We start from the raw sequence: 19,368 nt of genomic DNA on the forward strand, positions 1-19,368 counted from the left end.
TATCTACTACTACACCCAATCCACCACAGAGAGGAGCATTCCCATGAAACAACTTGATATGGAGTTCAAGAACGAAATCGGCAAAACGAAACACATGCGCCTGAACTACGCTTCCCAGACCTTGGACGAAACCACGGTCAAAACAGCGATGCAAACGATCGCCGATTTGAAGATGTTTGAGTTGGAAGCTGTCAACCCGTACGCAACGCCGATCAAGGCGCAGTATATTGAACGGACAGTAACACCAATTTTTGGCGGTGAAGCAGAGGCTGTAGAACCAGTAGCCGACGCTGAATAAACACCGAATACGCCAAACAGCCACACTCAATCAAAAGTGTGGCTGTTTGGCGTTATTTCATTTCAATTTAATAATTCGTAATACTATCGATCGCACGTTGCCGTAATAATTCGATCATTGCCGAACTAACATCCATGACTACTTGATCAGCACCCACAAATTATCAGGCCAACGACTATCCTGTCTACTTATGATCGGCATCATAATAATCAACGCTGATCCTTGACCATCAGATTCTCCCTCACCCCAGCAATGCTAGCAAAGACTCCTGTTCAATCGCCAGTGTTTCCGGTATCTGCTGCCAAAAAGTCTGCGCAGAACGTTCAAAATTAAGCAGATCTAGCTCGTTAATTAATAACGCGGCCTGATTTGTATAGACCGACGTGAAGACATCCAGATGACTACTGAGACTATTACCAGAAAAGTCCAATGGGTCAGCTTGACTACGAAAAAAATCGGGTCGTAATTGCTGCAATTTTTGGACAGCACGCTCATTACCTGACTTAATAGTTTCAGCCAAGTAATAAAGCTGCTGCATCTCAGCAACATTCATTGTTTTAGCCACATCAGCGGATAGAAACATCCCAAAAAGTCGCACGACGGTTCGATAATTTAGATTCTGGCTAGGTAATTGCTGCCGCTTCAAGTTATCTTGCAAAAAAGTATATATCTGATTACGCAATTGCTGCGCTAGCATCAAAATATGGGTATAAAGATGCATCGTTATCTCACTATCTACTAAATCAGCCGGATATTGTTCTATTAGCGACGGCTGGTCGATCTTGGTTTTAAAATAAAACCGCTTAACTTCTGTCAGCTGCGCACAATAATCATCTTTCTGATCGACCCAAAAATAAAATTTTACCGTCTCCATATCGCTAATCCCCATACTCAATATAGTCACTTTATTAGCAGTGAAATACTCATTTCTAAACATAAAGTTGCTTTAATAATACACAATGTATAGGTAATTTACAAAATAAATTTAGCTTTTTGATATTTAATTAAAGTAAGGTCGCATATCACCTTGATAGCAATAAAACCACCACTACATAACACGACCAATTTGAGCTATTATCAGCGCTAGAACGGATACGCGCTCAAGATGAGCATGTAAAACAGGCTAAAAAGTATACAGGCGATTGGGTGATAGATGTTAAAAGATCAAGACGACTATACTAATGTTGGCCGATCGTCTGTCTTTGTTGGACGATTTGCTGGCACTGCCGGACGAAAACTTGGCAGAAGGTACGGCTGCTTGACCGTCATCAGCTAGATTGTTTTAGTCTTTCGCACTATGGGGCCTATTTCTTCGCAAACCATGGCCTATTAGATTGCATTATGTGGCCTATGATGATGCTTTCTTCTATGTTACAATTCAATAAAGCGCTTACTTCGATTATTGGGGATTATAACTAATGAACTCAGATACTTGGTTTGATAACTACGTACCAAAATTTATCTTTAACGATAACAATCTAACTTGGAAAATCGATTCTAAATATGACCCACTGATTGCAGAATATAGAAAAGAAGTGGACTTCGATTTTGACATCTTTATTTACACCATGCTTACTTGGCTAAATAACAAGATGCCCCAGTTTAGCCAACAGCATGTACTTAATATGATATTTGACTACTTAGATCAGGCAGAACCCGCTGAGGACACTCAAATTGCTATTTACGGTTTTCTGAATTATTTAACCGTTAATCTTCAAACTGATGTAATCGACCAGCTTGATCATAAACTCTTTAAGTATCCTAAAAAAGCTACACTAGTAGAATATGAGTCAATCGCTGACGTATACTGCAATATTGTTGAAAACGCAATTGCTAGTAGTTTGGGCGGTGATGAGGAACTAGCGATTAAATATTGGCAGCGGTTCTTTAGTTTGCGGGAGAACAGGCCACAACTGAATATCGAGTTTATAAATAATAAGCATGACTCCTAGTAGCATGATTATTTACCACCCTTGCAATAAATAACTAACCGACTTCAAAAATAATTTAATCCAAGTTGTGATTGCCTCAGCAAATAATTGGTGAGGTGATTTTTATTGAATAAACCAGATATTGTTCAAATCAAAATGGATCATCCCGATTCTCAATCACGATCTACTATGGCAATAAAGGCCCTACAGATCAGAATTGATGCTAATAGATCGGTGGTAAGGTAAATTTCATTGATAGGATACCTTTCAAAATTATTCGTTTAACGCAATTATTATAGTTACTTAGTATAAGTATAGTAAGCACCCAATAAACGACCGTAATCAAAAGAAGCGCTACTGATCCGAAACTTTTTGGTTCGAATCAGTAGCGCTGTTTAGTTTTAAATTAGCCAATGGGCTACGCTTGTTGATCACGCCAAACCTTTTTGTCCGGCACTTGTCGCCATGGCAAACAAGCTACCAGTTCTTCCTCAGTTGGAAAAACTGGTAGTTGCCCTAATTGATCAAGCAGGTATTCGAGATACTGCCGGGGATCCAAACCATTAGCTTTCGCGGTTTCAATCAAGGTCATCCAAATCGCGTTAGCCTGTGCCCCTGCAGGACTGAAGGCGGCATCGTGAATTAACCAAGTGAGCGTAAAAATTGACCACACTCGGCGAAAGAATTGACCAACTTATGCGAAGAAAATTGACCATACGACTAAAAGAACCCACTAAAGTGGGTTCAAACATTGTTATTGCTCTAGGTATTCTTTGATCAATTTAATACCAATATCAACGAGCTCATTCTCACTAATTTGTTCATTGCTTTGAAGCATGGCCATTGTTAACCGATCAACAAATTTATTTTCAAAGCTTTCTTCTATCGAGTTAAGAAAGTAGTAACTAGCGAGCCGATTGCGCACATCTTCTGGAATCATACAGAGTCACCTCGTAATCCATAGCGTTCACGCATTGATTTATCGCCTTGAATTAAAATCGGGTAGGCATCATGGATAATGCGATCAAGGATTGCATCGGCTATTTGTGGATTACCTAGTTTATTATGCCATCCATCTGGCGCAAACTGTGAACAATAAATGGTTGATGATTGATGTAATCGACTTTCTACTAGCTCTAAAACATAGGTAGACTGCTCTAAAGACAACTCCGTTAACAACCATTCGTCAATGATTAAAACATCAACTTTTTTATAGCGAGCTAATATTTTATGAAAATTTCCATTAGCTTCATGCTTAGCTACAGCTAAGTCGTCTAAAAGTTCTGGCAGCCGAACATACTTCACCTTATAAAATTGGCGACATGCTTCTATGCCTAAGGCATTAGCGAGCCAAGTTTTACCATTGCCAGATGCGCCCATCAAAATAATATTATGATGCTCACGAATGTAGTTCCCTGTTGCTAGTTTTTGGATTAGCTTACGATCCAATTTGCGATCTGGCAAATAATCTATTTCGGCTAACGCAGGCTCTATACTCGGAAAATCAGCGCTGTGTAATAGCCGACTAAGCTTATTAGATTGCTGTCTGGCATAAGCACCATCGACAATTAATTCAAACTTATCTTCAAAATCCATTTGTTGGTATTCTGGTTGCTGTTCCTGAACTTCTAAAATCTCAACCATAGCGTTGAGTCGCATTTCTCGTAATTTACGCTTAGTTTCATCTGATGTCATTATCTTTTTCCCCTTCGATTCCAAAATAGGCTGCGCCACGCGTGAAGCCATAAGTGTTTTGTGCACTTGCATTGTGAGGTTGCTCCTGTTGTTGGTTACTGCGTAATAAACGCTCGATTACTGGCACCGTTGGTGCTGAGGCAATTTTTATAATATCTTGGCAAGCCTGCTCAATCGCTTCACTGGAGTACTTACGGCCAAAATTCTTTAAACGAAGGGTTGCTTTCAGTGCTTGCTTTTCCACTTTTGCCGATTTAAGCAAATAACGAACGACTTCCGTTGTTGCTTCACCAATACTTTCGGCCCACTTAATTGCTTCTTTTGGGGTGTAATCAAGATACAACTGGTGGTTCTCTGGTAGATGATCATGATTAGTCGAGAATTGACCAAGCTTGCCATAAAGTCGTTTGTGTGAGGCAATACGACTATCTTTGTAAAAGATCTCAACGAGATCTTTCGTAACTTTAATATCAACTTTATTCTGGATATATTCGTAAGGAACAGAATAAAACATATTCTCCACATTAGTGTGGTAATCTAATTGTACAGTGGCAGTTTTCCAGGTTGCCATTTTATAAGGTACCCGTGGTAGAGGCTGTAATGCGAACTGCTCTTCGCTAATAAAAGCGTCTTTACGGTTACCTTTTTTATATTTCTTGGTGAATGGTCGCAAATTAAACTCATCTAATTTTTCCCTAACAGCCTGATTTAATTCTATTAATGTGAAAAACTTTTCGTTACGTAGCGCAGCGATAATCCAAGTTGAAAGGATCTTTACACTACCCTCGACGTTGGCTTTATCTTTAGGTGTTCGGACACGTGCCGGCAATATAATCGTGTTATAGTGACTTGCCAATTCGCGGTAAGTCGAATTAAGCACAGCTTCTCCAGCTTGGTGCCTGGTAACACCAGTTTTTAAATTATCTGGGACAAGGATTTCCGTAACCCCACCAAAGTACTTATAAGCGTGAATATGACTAACTAACCAATCTTCTTGTTTCATTGACAAGCGAGCCTCACAGTAGCCATATTGGCTACACGGTAGTGTGGCGACAAATAAATAAGCTTTAACAATTTCTCCTGTATCTGAATCAGTTAGAGACAATGTTGTACCTGCCCAATCTACTTCCATAGTTTCTCCCGGCTTACGCTTTATGCGCATAGTCGCTTTATACTTTTGTGCATATTCGTGATAATACTGACAAAATGTGCGGTAAGCGTAGGGAATAACATTATTTTGACGGCACATTGCCTCATATTCATAGTGTAGTAGTGACAACGTCACATTAGACTTAGCTAGTTCCGTATGGATATGTTCAAAATCTGGCAATTGTCTGCCTTTAGACTCACGCTTTTTATGCGGGAAAAGTAGCGCTTCGAACCATTCGTCATCCATTTCATCAGTGAACGGTGGTACTAACACTTCTTCTTTTGCCCGTTTGATGATCTCTGCAATTTTGGGGCGAGAATTACCTGTAGCTGCAGCGATATTCCGTTGTACGACCTTTTGAGCATGGAGCTCAAGAATCTTACGATACTGAATGGACATAAAAAACCTCCTGTATAATATAATTACGCAATGTATGCGCTATCACATTATACAAGAGGTACCTTAGGGCTGGTCAATCTCTTTTGCAGAACTTGGTCAATTTCTTCGCTTAATGGGGTAAAATTTTATGCCGAAGGGGGTAAATGGGAATGCCGTCATCACCGTATTCGCCATAGACCCACGAAGTCCGAATAATATAGTATTTGTCAGCTAACCGTTGGACCGCCTGTTCGCCTTCGTATTTAGCACGGCCATATTCATTCCGCGGCGCTGGTTGCGCATCGACAGTATATTCTGCGTCTTGATCGCCATCAAATACATAATCGGTACTGATGTAAACCACGATCGCGCCGACTTCATTAGCAGCTGCGGCAATATTGGCGGTACCGTCAACGTTGACGACTTGATTGATCGCCTTGCCAGGTGCTTCTTCGGCAGCGTCAACCGCGGTATAAGCGGCACAATGATACACCACTTGTGGCTGAAAGTCTTTGAAATAAGCAGTCACGGCCGCCTTATCCGTAATATCCAATTCACCACTATCAGTTGCCCGATAATCCGTTTCGCGCGCATCTAATAAATGTCGTAATTCCGTACCTAATTGGCCGTTAGCGCCGGTAATTAAAATTCGCATAATTGAATCTCCTCACTATTATATTGATTCATATGTATGAAAAAGCAGGGCAAACGGTCTCACAACTAACTGTGTCTCATTTGCCCAACCCTATTTTAATGTATAATTGATTGCTTTAGTTATCGCATCAAAGGAACGCTAATACTTCTCGCGTCAAGAACAATTCCCCACCAGTACTCGCTGTAGAGAACGCTAATCAGAATCGTCACTTATTGGCCATTCTGAGCATATTTCGCCTCAACCGCAGCCTTCTCCGCTCGCCACCAGTCTTCATGCGTCGTATACCAATCGATCGTATGCTGCAGCCCAGTTTCAAAGTCAGTAAACTCAGGCTGCCAGCCTAATTCAGTCTGCAGCTTAGTCGCATCGATCGCGTAACGCAGATCGTGACCAGGCCGGTCCTTTACCTGCTCATAATCCGAGGAAGACTTGCCCATCAGCTTCAGGATCAATTCCAAAACATCCTTGTTGTTCTGCTCACCGTCAGCACCGATCAAGTAAGTTTCACCGATCTTACCCTTGGTCAATATCTGCCACACCGCACGCGAATGATCGTTGGTGTGGATCCAATCGCGGACGTTTTTACCGGTACCGTATAATTTCGGCTGAATCCCGCTTAAGATATTAGTGATTTGCCGCGGGATAAACTTTTCGATATGTTGGTAAGGACCATAGTTGTTAGAGCAATTCGAGATCGTTGCGCGCAAGCCAAATGAACGCACCCAGGCACGGACCAACAAGTCCGAGCTAGCTTTCGACGACGAATAAGGACTACTTGGTCGATAAGGTGATTCTGGCGTGAACTTTTCGCCTTCGCCTTCGCCTTGTCCCGGTAAATCCTCACGTAACGGTAGATCACCGTACACTTCATCAGTAGAAATGTGGTGATAGCGCACATCGAATTTACGGCACGCATTGATCAACACCGATGTGCCCACGATATTCGTTTGAATAAATGGTGTTGGATCGATCAACGAATTATCATTATGACTTTCAGCCGCATAATGAACAACGGCATCCGCATCTGCCACCAAACGCTCAACCAGCGTCTGATCACAAATATCACCAACGATCAGTTCAACCCGTTCCGCAGGTAAACCAGCCAAATTAGCTTTGTTACCAGCATAAGTAAGCTTATCTAGTACTGTGACATGAACCTCAGGATGATGCTTGACTACATAGTGAACGAAGTTACTGCCAATGAAACCGGCACCGCCAGTAACAATAATATTTTTGAATGTCATGTTAAACTCCTTAGATTTCACCGTAAACAAAGGGATTATTCTGCTCGAACTCAGTAAAGGTTGGTTGTGCCGCATCCTTTTCTGATGTGATCGCCTTATCGAAATCAATTGGCCAATTAATGTTCAATTCTGGTGTCTTAAATGAGATCCCGCCGTCAGCCGCAGCATCATAGTAATTATCACACTTATAAAGAAAATTCACGTTGTCGGTTAACGTCAAGAAACCGTGCGCAAAACCACGAGGGACTAATAATTGACGGTGATTGCTAGCAGTTAGCAAATAGCCTTCCCATTGCTTGTACGTTGGTGACCCGGCCCGCACATCGACAATTACATCCAAAACAGCACCGGTAACCACCCGAATCAACTTAGTTTGCGCTGCTTGTCCCCGCTGAAAATGTAACCCGCGCAACACACCAGCTTGACTAGATAATGACTGATTATCCTGAATAAAATTAAAATCAATGCCCGCTGCCTTAAAATCCCGATCTGAATAAGTTTCTGTGAAAAACCCACGCTGATCGCCGAAAACTGCCGGCGTGATCAACTTAACATCTTGTAACTTGGTTGTTTTAACAATTAATTTACCCATAGAACTATTTTCCTTCTTTCGCTAACCGTAACATATATTGACCATAATCCGTCTTCTTCAACGGTTGCGCCAACTGAACCAATTGTGCTGCTGAAATGTAACCCATGTGAAATGCGATTTCTTCCAAGCACGCTACTTCTAAATTCTCACGCGTTTGAATGGTTTCAATAAAGCTAGACGCTTGTTGTAATGAAGCGTGGGTGCCGGTATCTAACCAAGCAAAGCCACGGCCCATTAATTGGACATCCAACTGACCACGGCGCAAATATTCTTGATTGACGTCAGTAATCTCTAACTCGCCCCGTGGTGACGGCTTGATCTTTTTAGCAATATCCACTACTTGATTATCGTAGAAATACAAGCCAGTGACCGCGTAGTTACTGGTTGGGTGTTCTGGCTTTTCGACGATCGAAATGGCGTGATGGTTTTCATCAAAATCCACCACCCCAAAACGTTCTGGATCATTGACATGATAACCAAAGACGGTGGCGCCGACGGTTTTAGCCGCCGCTTCCTGTAACATTTTGGACAAGCCACCACCGTAGAAAATATTGTCACCAAGGATCAAGCATACTGAATCCCCAGCAATGAAGTCTTCCGCCAGTAGAAAAGCTTCCGCCAATCCGTTGGGCTTTTCTTGGACCTTGTACGAAATATTCAACCCTAATTCATGCCCGTCCTGGAATAATTCCTCAAACCGCGGCGTATCCTTTGGCGTGGAAATGATACAAATATCTTGGATCCCCGCTAACATCAAGCTAGACAGCGGATAATAGATCATTGGTTTATCGTAAACCGGGATCAATTGTTTCGAAATCGCCCGAGTGACAGGATACAGGCGGGTTCCCGAACCGCCTGCAAGAATGATACCTTTCATTTTAAGAATCTCCTCGCTCTATTTTATACTCACATTAAGTCGTGCTTAATTTTAGATGTGGAAATACCATCTGTCCGCGGTAGATAGACTACCTCACAATAATCCTTTAAAAAATCGAATTGTCCTTTCCAATCATCACCCATTACGAAGGTATCAATATTATATTTTTTAACATCGTCGATTTTCTGATCCCACGACGTTTCAGGAATCACTTTGTCAACATAGCGAATAGCCTCCAAAATATACTTACGATGCTCAAAGCTATGATAAGCCTCTTTATGTTTCAATGAATTAAATTCATCCGTCGATGTTGCTACAATTAAATAATCACCCAATAAACTAGCACGTTCTAATAAACGTACATGCCCCCAATGTAATAAATCAAAAGTACCATATGTAATAACACGTTTCATAATTTACCTCCTCATAATTTTAAAATTTTGCGTAATTTATCCAACTTATTTCTGTTCACTATAATAACCAATATCGCATATACTAAACTAACAACTACTGACTTAATTACAAGATCATAAAATGCACTTATTTCGCCGAAATCTAGCATTAGACCAACGAATAAGGTTACTAGAAATATTAATATATAGCGAATATGCGCTTTGAATATCGTCCAGATTGGGAGATATTTTTTCACAATAAATACTCTAATCAAACAAACGAGTATCTCTGTGGTTGTAATAACAATCGTTCCCCCAAATGACTTCATCTTAGGTACCAATAAAAGGTTCAAACTTATACTATAAATTGCACCAATAATATATGGAATTGCATAACGCACGTATAGCCCACGAGATAATGTATACTGTGTAGCAAAAACGCCACCATAACTAATAAATATAATAATCAAACTAACCCAAAACATATTTTTGGACATAGGTGTAAACTCATTACCAAAAAACCAACCTACAAAGACTTTCGCATTTACCATTAACAACATTGCTAAATATAAAGAAATAATTAATGTTCCAGTTAGTGAAATATCAAAAACCTTTAAAATTCGTTTTTCAGTAGCATCTTTTTTTTGCATTGCCGCCATCTTAGGCATTAAAACAACACTTACGGAAGTAATAATTGCTAAAACTACTCTAGCAATATTTTGTGATTGACTATAAAAGGCTAACTGAGTCGCACCAGATATTATGCCAACAATTGTACTGTCAAAGCTAGTATATGCTTGTACGGCTACTTGTGGAATAAGTAAAATAAGCGCCTGATGAAGTAACATTTTGCTTGTCGTGCCATCATTTACCTTATCAACATCTTTTTGACCTTCTTGCCGAAGTGATCTAATAATAGAAAACCAAAAAACTAGATTAGATAATAAAATACTTAAACTATTAATTAAAACATAGATACCTAAATCATCCGTGGTATGAACACATAAAAAAATCAAAACTAACGCAAACATTTTGATTAGGGTATTTCTTAAAACCACTTTTTTTATTTCTCCAATACCAATAAAATACCAAGAAATATCTAATACATATCCAACCAAAAAAGGAATTTCTAGCAAAAAATACTGCTTATATGGCAATAATAAAATGGTTACACATATAAAAACAATAATGACAATTAAGCCTGTTATAAATTGAATAAACCACAATTGTTTAAATCTTTTTAACCTTAATTCTCTATTAGTTTGCGCTATCACTTTAGGCCCTAATTGATTCATTCCAACTGCTATTAAAACACTCAGAAAAGTAATGATAGAGTATACATATCCATAAATGCCTAATGCATGTGCCCCTAATACTCTCGATACGTACGGAACAGTGATTATGGGTATTATGATAATAAATAGTTGGTAAAGTCCATTATAAATAATATCAGAGAATGTCTTTTTCATTTCTAAATTACATACCTACTTTTGCCTTAATTATTTGGCCTATTTTTTCTATTGGGTACTCATTAAACAATAAATTTAGCTGCACTCTCTGCTGCTCATCTTTAGAGAAATCATGAGTCATTAACACATTTATCAGCTCTTCTGTATTCCTTACAACTGGTCCAGCAGCATCTTGACTAAAATCATTCCTATATAAGCCACGATCATCATTAATAAATTTATCCAAATCATACACAAAATGAATAATAGGACGATTCAAAATTAAATAGTCAATATACACACTCGAAAAATCGGTAATCAATATATCCGTATTATTTAATAATAATTGAGTATCAAAATTCTTTGGTAATTCAACTATATTACTTGATGTTTCTTTACTATTATTATTTCTCGCAAAGTGTTGCTTTTCTATTATAAGTATATTCTTTTCTTCTAATTTTTTCATTTCTTTTCCTGAAAGTTTATGGAAAGAAAAAACCTCATTGGTATTATCACGAAATGTCGGGATATAAGAAACTACTGTGGCCTGCTGGGGTATTCCTAAGCTTTTCTTAAATGCTGAACTAGCTGACTCATTAATTAATGGAATGTAGCGCGGTTGTCCAACATGAATAATATTAGTCTTAGTAATTCCCCAATAACGAAATGCAGATAATAAACGTTCATCCATTAATCTAGATGTGGAAAGAAAATAATCACAATGATGATATGGTCTCTTTTGTGTGAAATTATTTGCATCCGCAGCAATCTTTTTCACTGGAAATCCATGCCATAATTGAATAACCTTAGCTCCCTTCAGTAAATTAATAGAGCCTAAATCAAGATACCCTTGATTTACAAAAACATAGCTAGCTCTTAATTCTAATAAGTACGCTTTCAAAGAATTTCTACGACAAAATCGAACCCTACCTTTGAACAGCTCCCTTATAGGGGCGTAACATTCTTTATTGCCAATCCAAACAAATTCATATTCAGAGTATAGTTTCTTATCAATAAAGTCCTTAAGCAAATACATTGAATTATCAGTAACCTGAGTACCAAACCAAGCACCAAAAATCACTAAATTTTTTTTACGAATAAAATATTTGCTTAAAAAATAAAAAATATTTAGTATAAAATGAATAATTTTCCTCATAATTATCTCCTAATTTATTTAATCACTTAGACCACGATCACCTGTTTCATCTTTACTGCGTTCATAAAGAGAATACACTAGCAAATATATAACAAACCCCGTTGCGGTAAATAAAAATGGATCAGTATATGCAAGAATTAAATAACCTATGTATGCAAGACAAATCCATCTTGTTTTTCTATCTTTAAATATAGGAATAATTGGTCTAAGAATAAATACCAAGAAAATACTTAATCCAATCAGGCCATTTTGACGCAAAAACTCAAAATAAGATAACTCAGAAGTCGAAATGAGTCCCAATCGTGCCGGAGAAAAGTACTGACTACCAATACCATTCCCTAAAAAATAAGACATCGGATTCTGATTCATGCTTTGAATAATAGAATGATAATTAGAATCACGAATAGCATCCCCTGATAGTTTTGCATCATTCATTAATTCAACTCGAGCTAAAAAGACACCTGAATAGCGATAAGATATATATATAATAGAAATTATGAATATAGTTTTTAATACTCTATTTTTCACAAAAAAGATGAAGTAAATAGCCACAATTGCCAGCGCCTCATAAATATTTGCCCGAGTACCCGACAGTAACAGTGCCATAAACGCTACAATTCCCCAAATAATTTTATTATTAAATAGACTATATAATAACAAAATAAGTATTAGTGGGGAACCATTTAAGAATATCACATAGGTAAATATAGCATTAGACGACACACTTATTTGCGCTTCTTGTGCCGTATTTAAATAAACAAGTAACGGATTACTACTAATTGACATAATTCCAATTTTATCTAATAATGCGCTCAAACAAATAATCAATGCTATAATAAGTAATGCACCCAAAATATACTTCAAGTAATCAATCTGATACTTCAATATTACTGGTAATAACCATATATACGAAAAGATGTATACCCCTGCTAGGACATCTCCCATGGGTACACGAGTAATAGAAATCATAAAAAGAAGCAGTGGAAAAATAACCGTAAAAAACATATAATACAAGTGCTTTCGGTCAATGAGAAAGAAAACTATAGTCTTAATATTCAGCACAAGTAAGAGAGAAAAAATAAAAATTTTAATATTCAAATTGTCTGCTGGCATTAAAATAGCAAAAAAAGTGAATAATGCTAATAACATGCCGTTTAAACGACCATAAATGGTATCAAAAGTAAATCTAGACTGAATTGTCGACATTTAGTAATCTCCATTCTAAAATCGATTTAAAATAAGCAAAAGAGTCATTTCAATTTTACTAATCACAGACTTCATTTGATGGTTTAATTCGACCATTGCACTAATCTTATTTTTTAAGCTCAATTTATAATCAATTAGATGCTGGATTAACAAACGATTCTCTAAGGACATATCTTCACCATAATAGCTATCTAAATCGTGAATAAAATCTAATCTTATTTTATTTTTATCGAACATACCACTTTCAAGAAGCTTTCGCAGAAAACTTCTTTTTCGTCCTCCGACCTCGTTCTGACTATGTTGCCTATATAATATATGAGAGGTTGAATCAAAATAAATATATCCATTTAATGAAGCACAAACTGCATAAATCAACTGATCGTGCAATGGATAAGCACCAAGTTTATTAACTACGAGTTTATCAAGCTGTTTTTTTAATTTATCATTAAAAACAAAAGTACATCCAATACCATTATTTCTCGTTAGGATTTCTCCAAAAGATAGCACTCGGTGATCAAAGCTATCCATGCCCTGCACTTCTAGATTTTCATTTACTATTCTAGCCACAGAAAAATATAACTTGTACTCCTTATTAATTTGTTGCTCCAATTTTTCTACACCAGATAACAACTTATCTTCATTCCAAACATCATCTTGATCTGCAAATGCATAATAATCTGCATCAGATACTCTCTGTAAACCGTTCAAAAAGCTTTTTTTGGCTCCAATATTTTTAGCGTTAATCTCTAGATGGATACTTCTATTAGAATTCATCCATTTTCTTATGATTTCAACAGTATTATCTTTTGAAATATCGTCAAAAATATATAATTCAACCTCAACATTTTTTTGCCCAAGAATAGAATGAATTTGTTCATCTAAATATTTTGAACCATTGTATGTCGACATTATAACTGCAACTTTTTTCATTTTCAGAAAACCCCCATTAAAACCGCCACTTTAAATAACATATTTTTTTGCCTTACTGGGGTTCTATATTTTCTATCAAAAGCTAAATCAATTCGACTTTTAAAATTAGAATTATACTTTACTAATTTATTTAAACTATCTTTCTGCTCGCCATCGATGTATTTAGTATAAGATTTTAGTAATGAGATTCCTTGTCGTTGTCGTTCGTTCTTATTCGAAATCATACTTCTTATCAATCGCTTTATCCGCTTAAAAAATTCTCTCTTATTGAAACCAACGGAATTATCACCATGCTGCCGGTACTCTAGTAAGGCCTCATCAGTAGTAATTATTTCTGCATTAACAAGTTCAGCAACAAGTAAGGTCCAATAGTCATGCATTCTAACAAATTCAGGTTGACCTTCAACTAACAATTTAAAAAGATTTCGGTTAAAAACCATAGTACAACCAGAAGGCACTCGATAGACTATCGTAGACTCCAATGTAAAATCCCAATAATAATGCATATCTCTTTTAAAGATAAAATTCAAGTTTTTATCAACCACATTATAAGTAGACATAAAAATAGCAGGTTTATTAGTAAAAGTATGCAAGCCCTCACTTGCTTTTTCAAGTTTATCTAAATGCCAAACATCATCTTGATCTGCAAATGCATAATAATCTGCTTTTTCATTTTTTACTAGTTTCATTATTTCCAAATAACTTCTAGCAGGTTTTAAGTTTTTTGAACCTTGCACCCACTTAATCTTTTGAGGGTTATCTCGGCTTAATTGATTCAATATTTCCTGTGTTCTATCGTTTGAACCATCGTCTCGTATAAATATATTTACATCAACATTTCTTTGATTCAATATGCTAACAATCTGTTCCTTTAAATAACGTTCACCATTAAACGTTGACAGCATAACTAATACTTTAGTCATTATTACCCCTATAATTCTGAATAAATTTCTTCCATAATTTTATTTACATTACTTATATCAAACTTTTCAACTTGCTTAATGTTATTTGTTCCCATTTTTCTTCGCAATTTATTATCATTAATCAAAGTTTTAATGCCAATCGCAAACTTATCTACATCTAAAGGTGAAGAAACAAACCCAGTTACACCATTAATCGAATAATCTTTAATGCCTTGAACATTTGAAGTAATTAATGGCAGTCCAGCTGCCATCGCCTCAAGGCCAGCAAGTCCGAGACCCTCACGTCTTGAAGGAAAGGCCGAAATGTCAGCCATATGTAATAAGTCACTTATATCAGTTCGATATCCCAACAATTTTACTTTTTTTGAAATATTTAGTTTCTCTGCTAATAATTCTAAATTTTTTTTCTCGTTTCCATGACCACAAATAAGATAAAATACATTCTGAGACTTTAACTTTGCTAAAGCCTTTATGATAACTTGATGATTCTTTCGTTGTGATAATTCCCCCACAGAAATAATCACAAATGAATTTTCAGGTATCCCAAATTCTTTTCTTAATAAACTTATTTTATCTTGAGTTGGTGCCATCATAGTAATATTCTTATAATTTATTCCTACTCCAGGAATATACCTAGCTTTAGCGTGTGGGAAATGCTGAGCTAATGAAAAATCATCATTATTAATTGTAATGATTTGCTCTGTATAACGCGCCAAAAAATACTCTATGGGATAGAATAATAGCCAATCCTTTTTAGGACCACCATGAAAGAATTGAAATCCATGGGCTGTATAAAGCACCTTAACTTTGTATTTGTGCCCAATTAAACGGCCACACACTCCACCAATTGGCGATTGACAATGAATAAAATCATATCTATAACTACTCATAACATCAGATAATTGATGGATTGCAGTAATCAATGTCACTGGAGTACCAATTCCTCTAGGAAAATCTATGTGATGTGCAATAACGCCTAGCTTTTTCAACTCATTTTTAAGATGCCGATTTTCTTCAGCACTCATCGTACTACCATGTTTAAAATTAGTTGCCACATGCACTTGATAGCCAAGATCTTGTAAAATGGCAATATTATCCATGTTAAATTGCTTGATCATTGATGCAACCGACGTGATCATCAACATTGTTTTAGCCACTCAGATGGACCCCCTAATTGATCTCTCAAAATCTAATACTTGATAATCATTTATTTTTATTTTATCCATTGTTGATAGCTGTTTCTCATAAACTAATGACCCAAAGGCCTTGCTCGCATAGACGCCCAATTTATTTGACTTCCGCATCAGTAAGTGAATAAAACCACTGAATCCTGGTAATAGAATAATATTCTTGTTCTGAAATCTTCTAATTTCTCGGACAAGTTCTGTAGTATTAACGTATTCAAGATTTTGCGGAAAATATATATTTGTTGTTTGTTGCTTTATAATTAACTGTTTGATAAATTCATTGAGGTTATCAACAAATAGCATAGAGCGTTGATTAGCAACTTTAGGAAATACAGCCGATTTTTTAGCCAATTTCACTAAAATAGGAAAATTGCCTTTACTATCAGGACCATAAATCATTGGTGGCCGTATTAATAACACTTGAAAGGCCTGGCTACTTAAGGGTCTTAAAGCTAATTCAGCTTGTACTTTACTGTCACCATAAAAATTTTCTGGGGCAGTTGGCGTTTCCGCAGTAATCCGCTTAACCTTTTGCCCATAAACAATAATTGAACTAAGGTAAATAAACTGTGAAAAGCCGCTGCGCTCAGACTTATACTTCTCAGCAACCGCAACAGCCAAATCTTTATTAATCGCGTAATATTCTCGTTTAACTGCTTCTGAAACATTACTAACATCAGCATGAGCTTTCCCTGCCACGTGCAGCACTGCATCATACCCAGAAAAGTCGTACTCACGCCAAGCATTTCCACGTACAGAAATACTATCCACTTGAAGCTCAGATGGATAGTTTGCTTCAACATAGGTCTTGAAGCTACGACCAATATAGCTGGTTTTACCCGTGATTAACACTTTTTTCATTAATTACGACTCCTTGAGTTTTAGCGCTCTTACCCTCCTTGACACCGTCATGCTTAAGGACAGAAGTGATCGTTTCAAAAAACAGCTTAACATCGCCAACAAACGTGATCTTTTGGCAATAATCACCATCATACTTAGCTTTGACTGGAATTGGTAATTCATCACGCCCACTAATCTGCGCCAAACCAGTTAAACCCGGTTTAACATCGTTGGCGCTATATTCGTCGCGTGCAACAATTAAATCCTTTTGGTTCATCAAGCATGGCCGTGGCCCAATAATGCTCATTTCGCCTTTTAAAATATTCAATAATTGAGGCAGCTCATCAAGACTTGTTTTACGCAAAAACTTGCCGACGGGCGTAATAAAACTGTCGGCGTGAGCAAGCATATGCGTCGGCATATTATGCGGTGTATCGGTACGCATGGTTCTAAACTTATAAATTTTAAAGGCTTGTTTATGCTGTGCCATACGCACCTGCTCAAACAGTACCGGGCCCTTAGAATCCAGCTTAATGGCAATGATAATTATTAAATAAATCGGTGACAAAACAATTAGCCCCAACAACGCTAACACAAAATCAATTTTCCGTTTCATATAGTGTGCGTACATCTTAACTGACCCCTTCCAGCTTTTCTTGCCCATTATGTTGATTGGAATAAGCAACGATTTCCTTTTGTAACTGTTGATCATCTAATGTTAATAAATATTTGGCAAATTCGATGATTTTATTTGTATCATACTGGGTAACGTGGCCTAATGAAATCTTATCGTAAACCTTTTTATTCGTGGCCTCTGCGTCAGTAACTAGTTCTTCATACAGCTTTTCACCTGGCCGCATACCAACTTCTTTAATACCGATTTCTTCTTCGGTGTGCCCAGATAAACGAATTATTTTTTTAGCTAAATCGAGAATCTTAACTGGCTTATCCATATCAAGAATGAAGAGCCCCCCGCCATTAGATAGTGCACCGGCTTGGATCACCAAGCGACTAGCTTCTGGAATCGTCATAAAGTAACGGGTCATCCGCCGATCAGTTAAGGTCAATGGTCCACCAGCTTTGATCTGACGCTTAAACAATGGTACCACGCTGCCGCGACTACCTAACACATTACCAAAACGAACAACAGCAAATTTAGTCTTACCTGGTTCATTCTCACTAGTTACAATCATTTCGGCCATACGCTTAGTTGATCCCATTACGCTGGAAGAATTAACTGCCTTATCGGTTGAAACCATCACAAAGGTGTTTACCCCAGCTGTTTTGGCTGCATCGGCAACGTTCTTAGTACCGAAAACGTTATTTTTAACGGCTTCGTGCGGGTTATATTCCATTAACGGCACGTGCTTATGTGCAGCCGCATGATACACAATATCAGGCTGATATTTGGCCATCAAGCTAAACATTAACTTACGATCCTGTACATCACCGATCAAAGGCACAAAATCAATATGTTGATCCGGATAAGTTTTACGCATTTCTCGATTAATCATGTAAATTGAATTTTCACCATGTCCTAGTAGAAGTACTTGTTTCGGTCGGAACTTAGATACTTGACGTACAATTTCAGAACCAATCGATCCACCAGCACCAGTAACCATAATCACCTTATCTGTAATTCGATCGGAGATTTGATTCATATCTAATTTAACTTCTGGTCGTTCCAATAAATCAGTTACATCAATATCTTCCAATTGACCCACATTACTGCGATCAAGCAAAATGTCATTGAGTTTCGGCATCCGGTTAACCGTTACTTTTGTGTCTTTTAATGAATTCATTATTTTCTCATAACCAGCTGGTGGTAAAGTTGGAATACCAACTGTAACTTGTTCAATTTCATTTTTACGAATCAAACTAGGTAAATCCTTCAAACCACCAAGCACTTTAACACCATGTAACCAAGTATTCTGTTTATTAGGATCATCATCGACTAAACCAATAACGTTCACATTAGGCTGATCATAAGCCAACCGAGAAAGTAGCACGCTAGCACCATCACCAGCCCCAACAACTAAGGTTGGAATTAGCCGGCTAGCCTGTAAACCACGACGATGCAACCGATACTCAACATAATAACGCCAAGCTAAACGACTACCAGAAATAAACATAATAGCAAATAAATATGTTAATACTAAATGGCGTAAGCTATAGCTGATTCCTAAAATTGTCAATCCGATTCCAGTTACTAAGTAAGCACCGGTAACTGCCAAAGCAATCGAACCAACTTCCTTAATGCTGGTATAACGATTAATTTTTGAAAAAACCCGACCACCATTAGCAACTACCAGATATAAGAGGATTTCTACGATTATCGTTGCAACAAGGTAAAGACCTGACAATGTAACATAATAATCCACAAAATAAAACGCTATTCCGTTAGCTAATGCAATTAAAATTGCATCCACCAACATTAGAATCATTTTTTTAGCCTGCCGAATCATT

General features: G+C 37.3%; 20 protein-coding genes and 1 pseudogene. 2 read left to right on the plus strand and 19 right to left on the minus strand.

The genetic code is table 11. The annotated features are described in order from the left end of the window. Positions 1–43: 43 nt before the first annotated feature. Positions 44–298 (plus strand): DUF2922 domain-containing protein, encoded by a 255-nt coding sequence (locus tag LC20001_RS13955; RefSeq protein WP_010010400.1) that lies wholly within the window; start codon positions 44–46, stop codon positions 296–298. 241 nt (positions 299–539) lie between these two features. Here the strand turns inward: LC20001_RS13955 and LC20001_RS13960 are convergent, their stop codons facing one another. After that, positions 540–1,172 (minus strand): hypothetical protein, encoded by a 633-nt coding sequence (locus tag LC20001_RS13960; protein ID WP_010010401.1) that lies wholly within the window; start codon positions 1,170–1,172, stop codon positions 540–542. A gap of 544 nt (positions 1,173–1,716) precedes the next feature. Here LC20001_RS13960 and LC20001_RS13965 point away from each other — a divergent pair. After that, positions 1,717–2,250, plus strand: coding sequence for a hypothetical protein (locus LC20001_RS13965; RefSeq protein WP_010010402.1), 534 nt, complete (start codon positions 1,717–1,719; stop codon positions 2,248–2,250). Between the two features lie 397 nt (positions 2,251–2,647). On the opposite strand, the gene LC20001_RS13970 is transcribed toward LC20001_RS13965, so the two are convergent. The 18 genes and pseudogenes from LC20001_RS13970 to LC20001_RS14055 form a co-directional block, all read right to left on the minus strand. Next, on the minus strand, positions 2,648–2,902 hold the full coding sequence (locus tag LC20001_RS13970) for a transposase domain-containing protein (protein ID WP_275453048.1): 255 nt from the start codon (positions 2,900–2,902) through the stop codon (positions 2,648–2,650). A gap of 81 nt (positions 2,903–2,983) precedes the next feature. Then, complete coding sequence (locus tag LC20001_RS13975; RefSeq protein ID WP_099267179.1) at positions 2,984–3,169, minus strand: hypothetical protein; 186 nt, start codon at positions 3,167–3,169, stop codon at positions 2,984–2,986. Further along, the gene (istB, locus tag LC20001_RS13980) at positions 3,166–3,924 is read right to left on the minus strand and encodes an IS21-like element helper ATPase IstB (protein ID WP_003680852.1); all 759 of its coding nucleotides are present in this window, start codon (positions 3,922–3,924) and stop codon (positions 3,166–3,168) included. Before istB ends, LC20001_RS13975 begins: the two co-directional genes overlap by 4 nt. Continuing rightward, positions 3,911–5,473, minus strand: coding sequence for an IS21 family transposase (gene istA, locus LC20001_RS13985; protein ID WP_010013312.1), 1,563 nt, complete (start codon positions 5,471–5,473; stop codon positions 3,911–3,913). Before istA ends, istB begins: the two co-directional genes overlap by 14 nt. Positions 5,474–5,633: 160 nt before the next feature. After that, positions 5,634–6,107: pseudogene (locus LC20001_RS13990) on the minus strand (SDR family oxidoreductase); the annotation flags it as partial. Between the two features lie 209 nt (positions 6,108–6,316). After that, a complete protein-coding gene (rfbB, locus tag LC20001_RS13995) occupies positions 6,317–7,351 on the minus strand; it encodes a dTDP-glucose 4,6-dehydratase (protein WP_010010404.1) in 1,035 nt (344 codons plus the stop codon). A gap of 10 nt (positions 7,352–7,361) precedes the next feature. Further along, a complete protein-coding gene (rfbC, locus tag LC20001_RS14000) occupies positions 7,362–7,943 on the minus strand; it encodes a dTDP-4-dehydrorhamnose 3,5-epimerase (protein ID WP_010010406.1) in 582 nt (193 codons plus the stop codon). A gap of 4 nt (positions 7,944–7,947) precedes the next feature. Beyond that, positions 7,948–8,820: a glucose-1-phosphate thymidylyltransferase RfbA gene (rfbA, locus tag LC20001_RS14005; RefSeq protein WP_069700444.1), complete on the minus strand. Its 873-nt coding sequence runs from the start codon at positions 8,818–8,820 to the stop codon at positions 7,948–7,950. Positions 8,821–8,849: 29 nt separating this feature from the next. Next, complete coding sequence (tagD, locus tag LC20001_RS14010; RefSeq protein ID WP_010010409.1) at positions 8,850–9,233, minus strand: glycerol-3-phosphate cytidylyltransferase; 384 nt, start codon at positions 9,231–9,233, stop codon at positions 8,850–8,852. Positions 9,234–9,244: 11 nt separating this feature from the next. Continuing rightward, the gene (locus LC20001_RS14015) at positions 9,245–10,681 is read right to left on the minus strand and encodes an oligosaccharide flippase family protein (protein WP_010010411.1); all 1,437 of its coding nucleotides are present in this window, start codon (positions 10,679–10,681) and stop codon (positions 9,245–9,247) included. A 7-nt stretch (positions 10,682–10,688) separates the two neighbouring features. Then, a complete protein-coding gene (locus tag LC20001_RS14020) occupies positions 10,689–11,816 on the minus strand; it encodes a CDP-glycerol--poly(glycerophosphate) glycerophosphotransferase (RefSeq protein WP_010010412.1) in 1,128 nt (375 codons plus the stop codon). Between the two features lie 18 nt (positions 11,817–11,834). Then, positions 11,835–13,022: an O-antigen ligase family protein gene (locus tag LC20001_RS14025; protein ID WP_010010413.1), complete on the minus strand. Its 1,188-nt coding sequence runs from the start codon at positions 13,020–13,022 to the stop codon at positions 11,835–11,837. A 15-nt stretch (positions 13,023–13,037) separates the two neighbouring features. Then, positions 13,038–13,952: a glycosyltransferase gene (locus LC20001_RS14030; RefSeq protein ID WP_010010414.1), complete on the minus strand. Its 915-nt coding sequence runs from the start codon at positions 13,950–13,952 to the stop codon at positions 13,038–13,040. Positions 13,953–13,954: 2 nt separating this feature from the next. Beyond that, on the minus strand, positions 13,955–14,875 hold the full coding sequence (locus LC20001_RS14035; protein WP_010010415.1) for a glycosyltransferase: 921 nt from the start codon (positions 14,873–14,875) through the stop codon (positions 13,955–13,957). 8 nt (positions 14,876–14,883) lie between these two features. After that, entirely contained in the window at positions 14,884–16,032 is a 1,149-nt protein-coding gene (locus tag LC20001_RS14040) for a glycosyltransferase (protein ID WP_010010417.1), read from the minus strand. Next, complete coding sequence (locus LC20001_RS14045) at positions 16,033–16,923, minus strand: NAD-dependent epimerase/dehydratase family protein (protein WP_010010419.1); 891 nt, start codon at positions 16,921–16,923, stop codon at positions 16,033–16,035. Next, a complete protein-coding gene (locus LC20001_RS14050) occupies positions 16,898–17,533 on the minus strand; it encodes a sugar transferase (RefSeq protein WP_010010420.1) in 636 nt (211 codons plus the stop codon). Before LC20001_RS14050 ends, LC20001_RS14045 begins: the two co-directional genes overlap by 26 nt. A 1-nt stretch (position 17,534) precedes the next feature. After that, positions 17,535–19,367 carry a polysaccharide biosynthesis protein gene (locus LC20001_RS14055; protein ID WP_010010421.1) on the minus strand — a complete coding sequence of 611 codons (1,833 nt, stop codon included), beginning with the start codon at positions 19,365–19,367 and terminating at the stop codon, positions 17,535–17,537. Position 19,368: the final 1 nt, after the last annotated feature.

The organism is Loigolactobacillus coryniformis subsp. coryniformis KCTC 3167 = DSM 20001 (assembly GCF_002706425.1).
GTDB classification, from domain to species: domain Bacteria; phylum Bacillota; class Bacilli; order Lactobacillales; family Lactobacillaceae; genus Loigolactobacillus; species Loigolactobacillus coryniformis.

Coding starts and splice junctions, on each gene's coding strand:
- LC20001_RS14025 (WP_010010413.1), bottom strand. CDS start 13,022: ATGTCGACAATTCAGTCTAGATTTACTTTTGATACCATTTATGGTCGT.
- rfbB (WP_010010404.1), bottom strand. CDS start 7,351: ATGACATTCAAAAATATTATTGTTACTGGCGGTGCCGGTTTCATTGGC.
- LC20001_RS13975 (WP_099267179.1), bottom strand. CDS start 3,169: ATGATTCCAGAAGATGTGCGCAATCGGCTCGCTAGTTACTACTTTCTT.
- LC20001_RS13955 (WP_010010400.1), top strand. CDS start 44: ATGAAACAACTTGATATGGAGTTCAAGAACGAAATCGGCAAAACGAAA.
- tagD (WP_010010409.1), bottom strand. CDS start 9,233: ATGAAACGTGTTATTACATATGGTACTTTTGATTTATTACATTGGGGG.
- LC20001_RS14050 (WP_010010420.1), bottom strand. CDS start 17,533: ATGTACGCACACTATATGAAACGGAAAATTGATTTTGTGTTAGCGTTG.
- rfbC (WP_010010406.1), bottom strand. CDS start 7,943: ATGGGTAAATTAATTGTTAAAACAACCAAGTTACAAGATGTTAAGTTG.
- LC20001_RS14045 (WP_010010419.1), bottom strand. CDS start 16,923: ATGAAAAAAGTGTTAATCACGGGTAAAACCAGCTATATTGGTCGTAGC.
- LC20001_RS13960 (WP_010010401.1), bottom strand. CDS start 1,172: ATGGAGACGGTAAAATTTTATTTTTGGGTCGATCAGAAAGATGATTAT.
- LC20001_RS13965 (WP_010010402.1), top strand. CDS start 1,717: ATGAACTCAGATACTTGGTTTGATAACTACGTACCAAAATTTATCTTT.
- istB (WP_003680852.1), bottom strand. CDS start 3,924: ATGACATCAGATGAAACTAAGCGTAAATTACGAGAAATGCGACTCAAC.
- istA (WP_010013312.1), bottom strand. CDS start 5,473: ATGTCCATTCAGTATCGTAAGATTCTTGAGCTCCATGCTCAAAAGGTC.
- LC20001_RS14055 (WP_010010421.1), bottom strand. CDS start 19,367: ATGATTCGGCAGGCTAAAAAAATGATTCTAATGTTGGTGGATGCAATT.
- LC20001_RS14030 (WP_010010414.1), bottom strand. CDS start 13,952: ATGAAAAAAGTTGCAGTTATAATGTCGACATACAATGGTTCAAAATAT.
- LC20001_RS14035 (WP_010010415.1), bottom strand. CDS start 14,875: ATGACTAAAGTATTAGTTATGCTGTCAACGTTTAATGGTGAACGTTAT.
- rfbA (WP_069700444.1), bottom strand. CDS start 8,820: ATGAAAGGTATCATTCTTGCAGGCGGTTCGGGAACCCGCCTGTATCCT.
- LC20001_RS14020 (WP_010010412.1), bottom strand. CDS start 11,816: ATGAGGAAAATTATTCATTTTATACTAAATATTTTTTATTTTTTAAGC.
- LC20001_RS14015 (WP_010010411.1), bottom strand. CDS start 10,681: ATGAAAAAGACATTCTCTGATATTATTTATAATGGACTTTACCAACTA.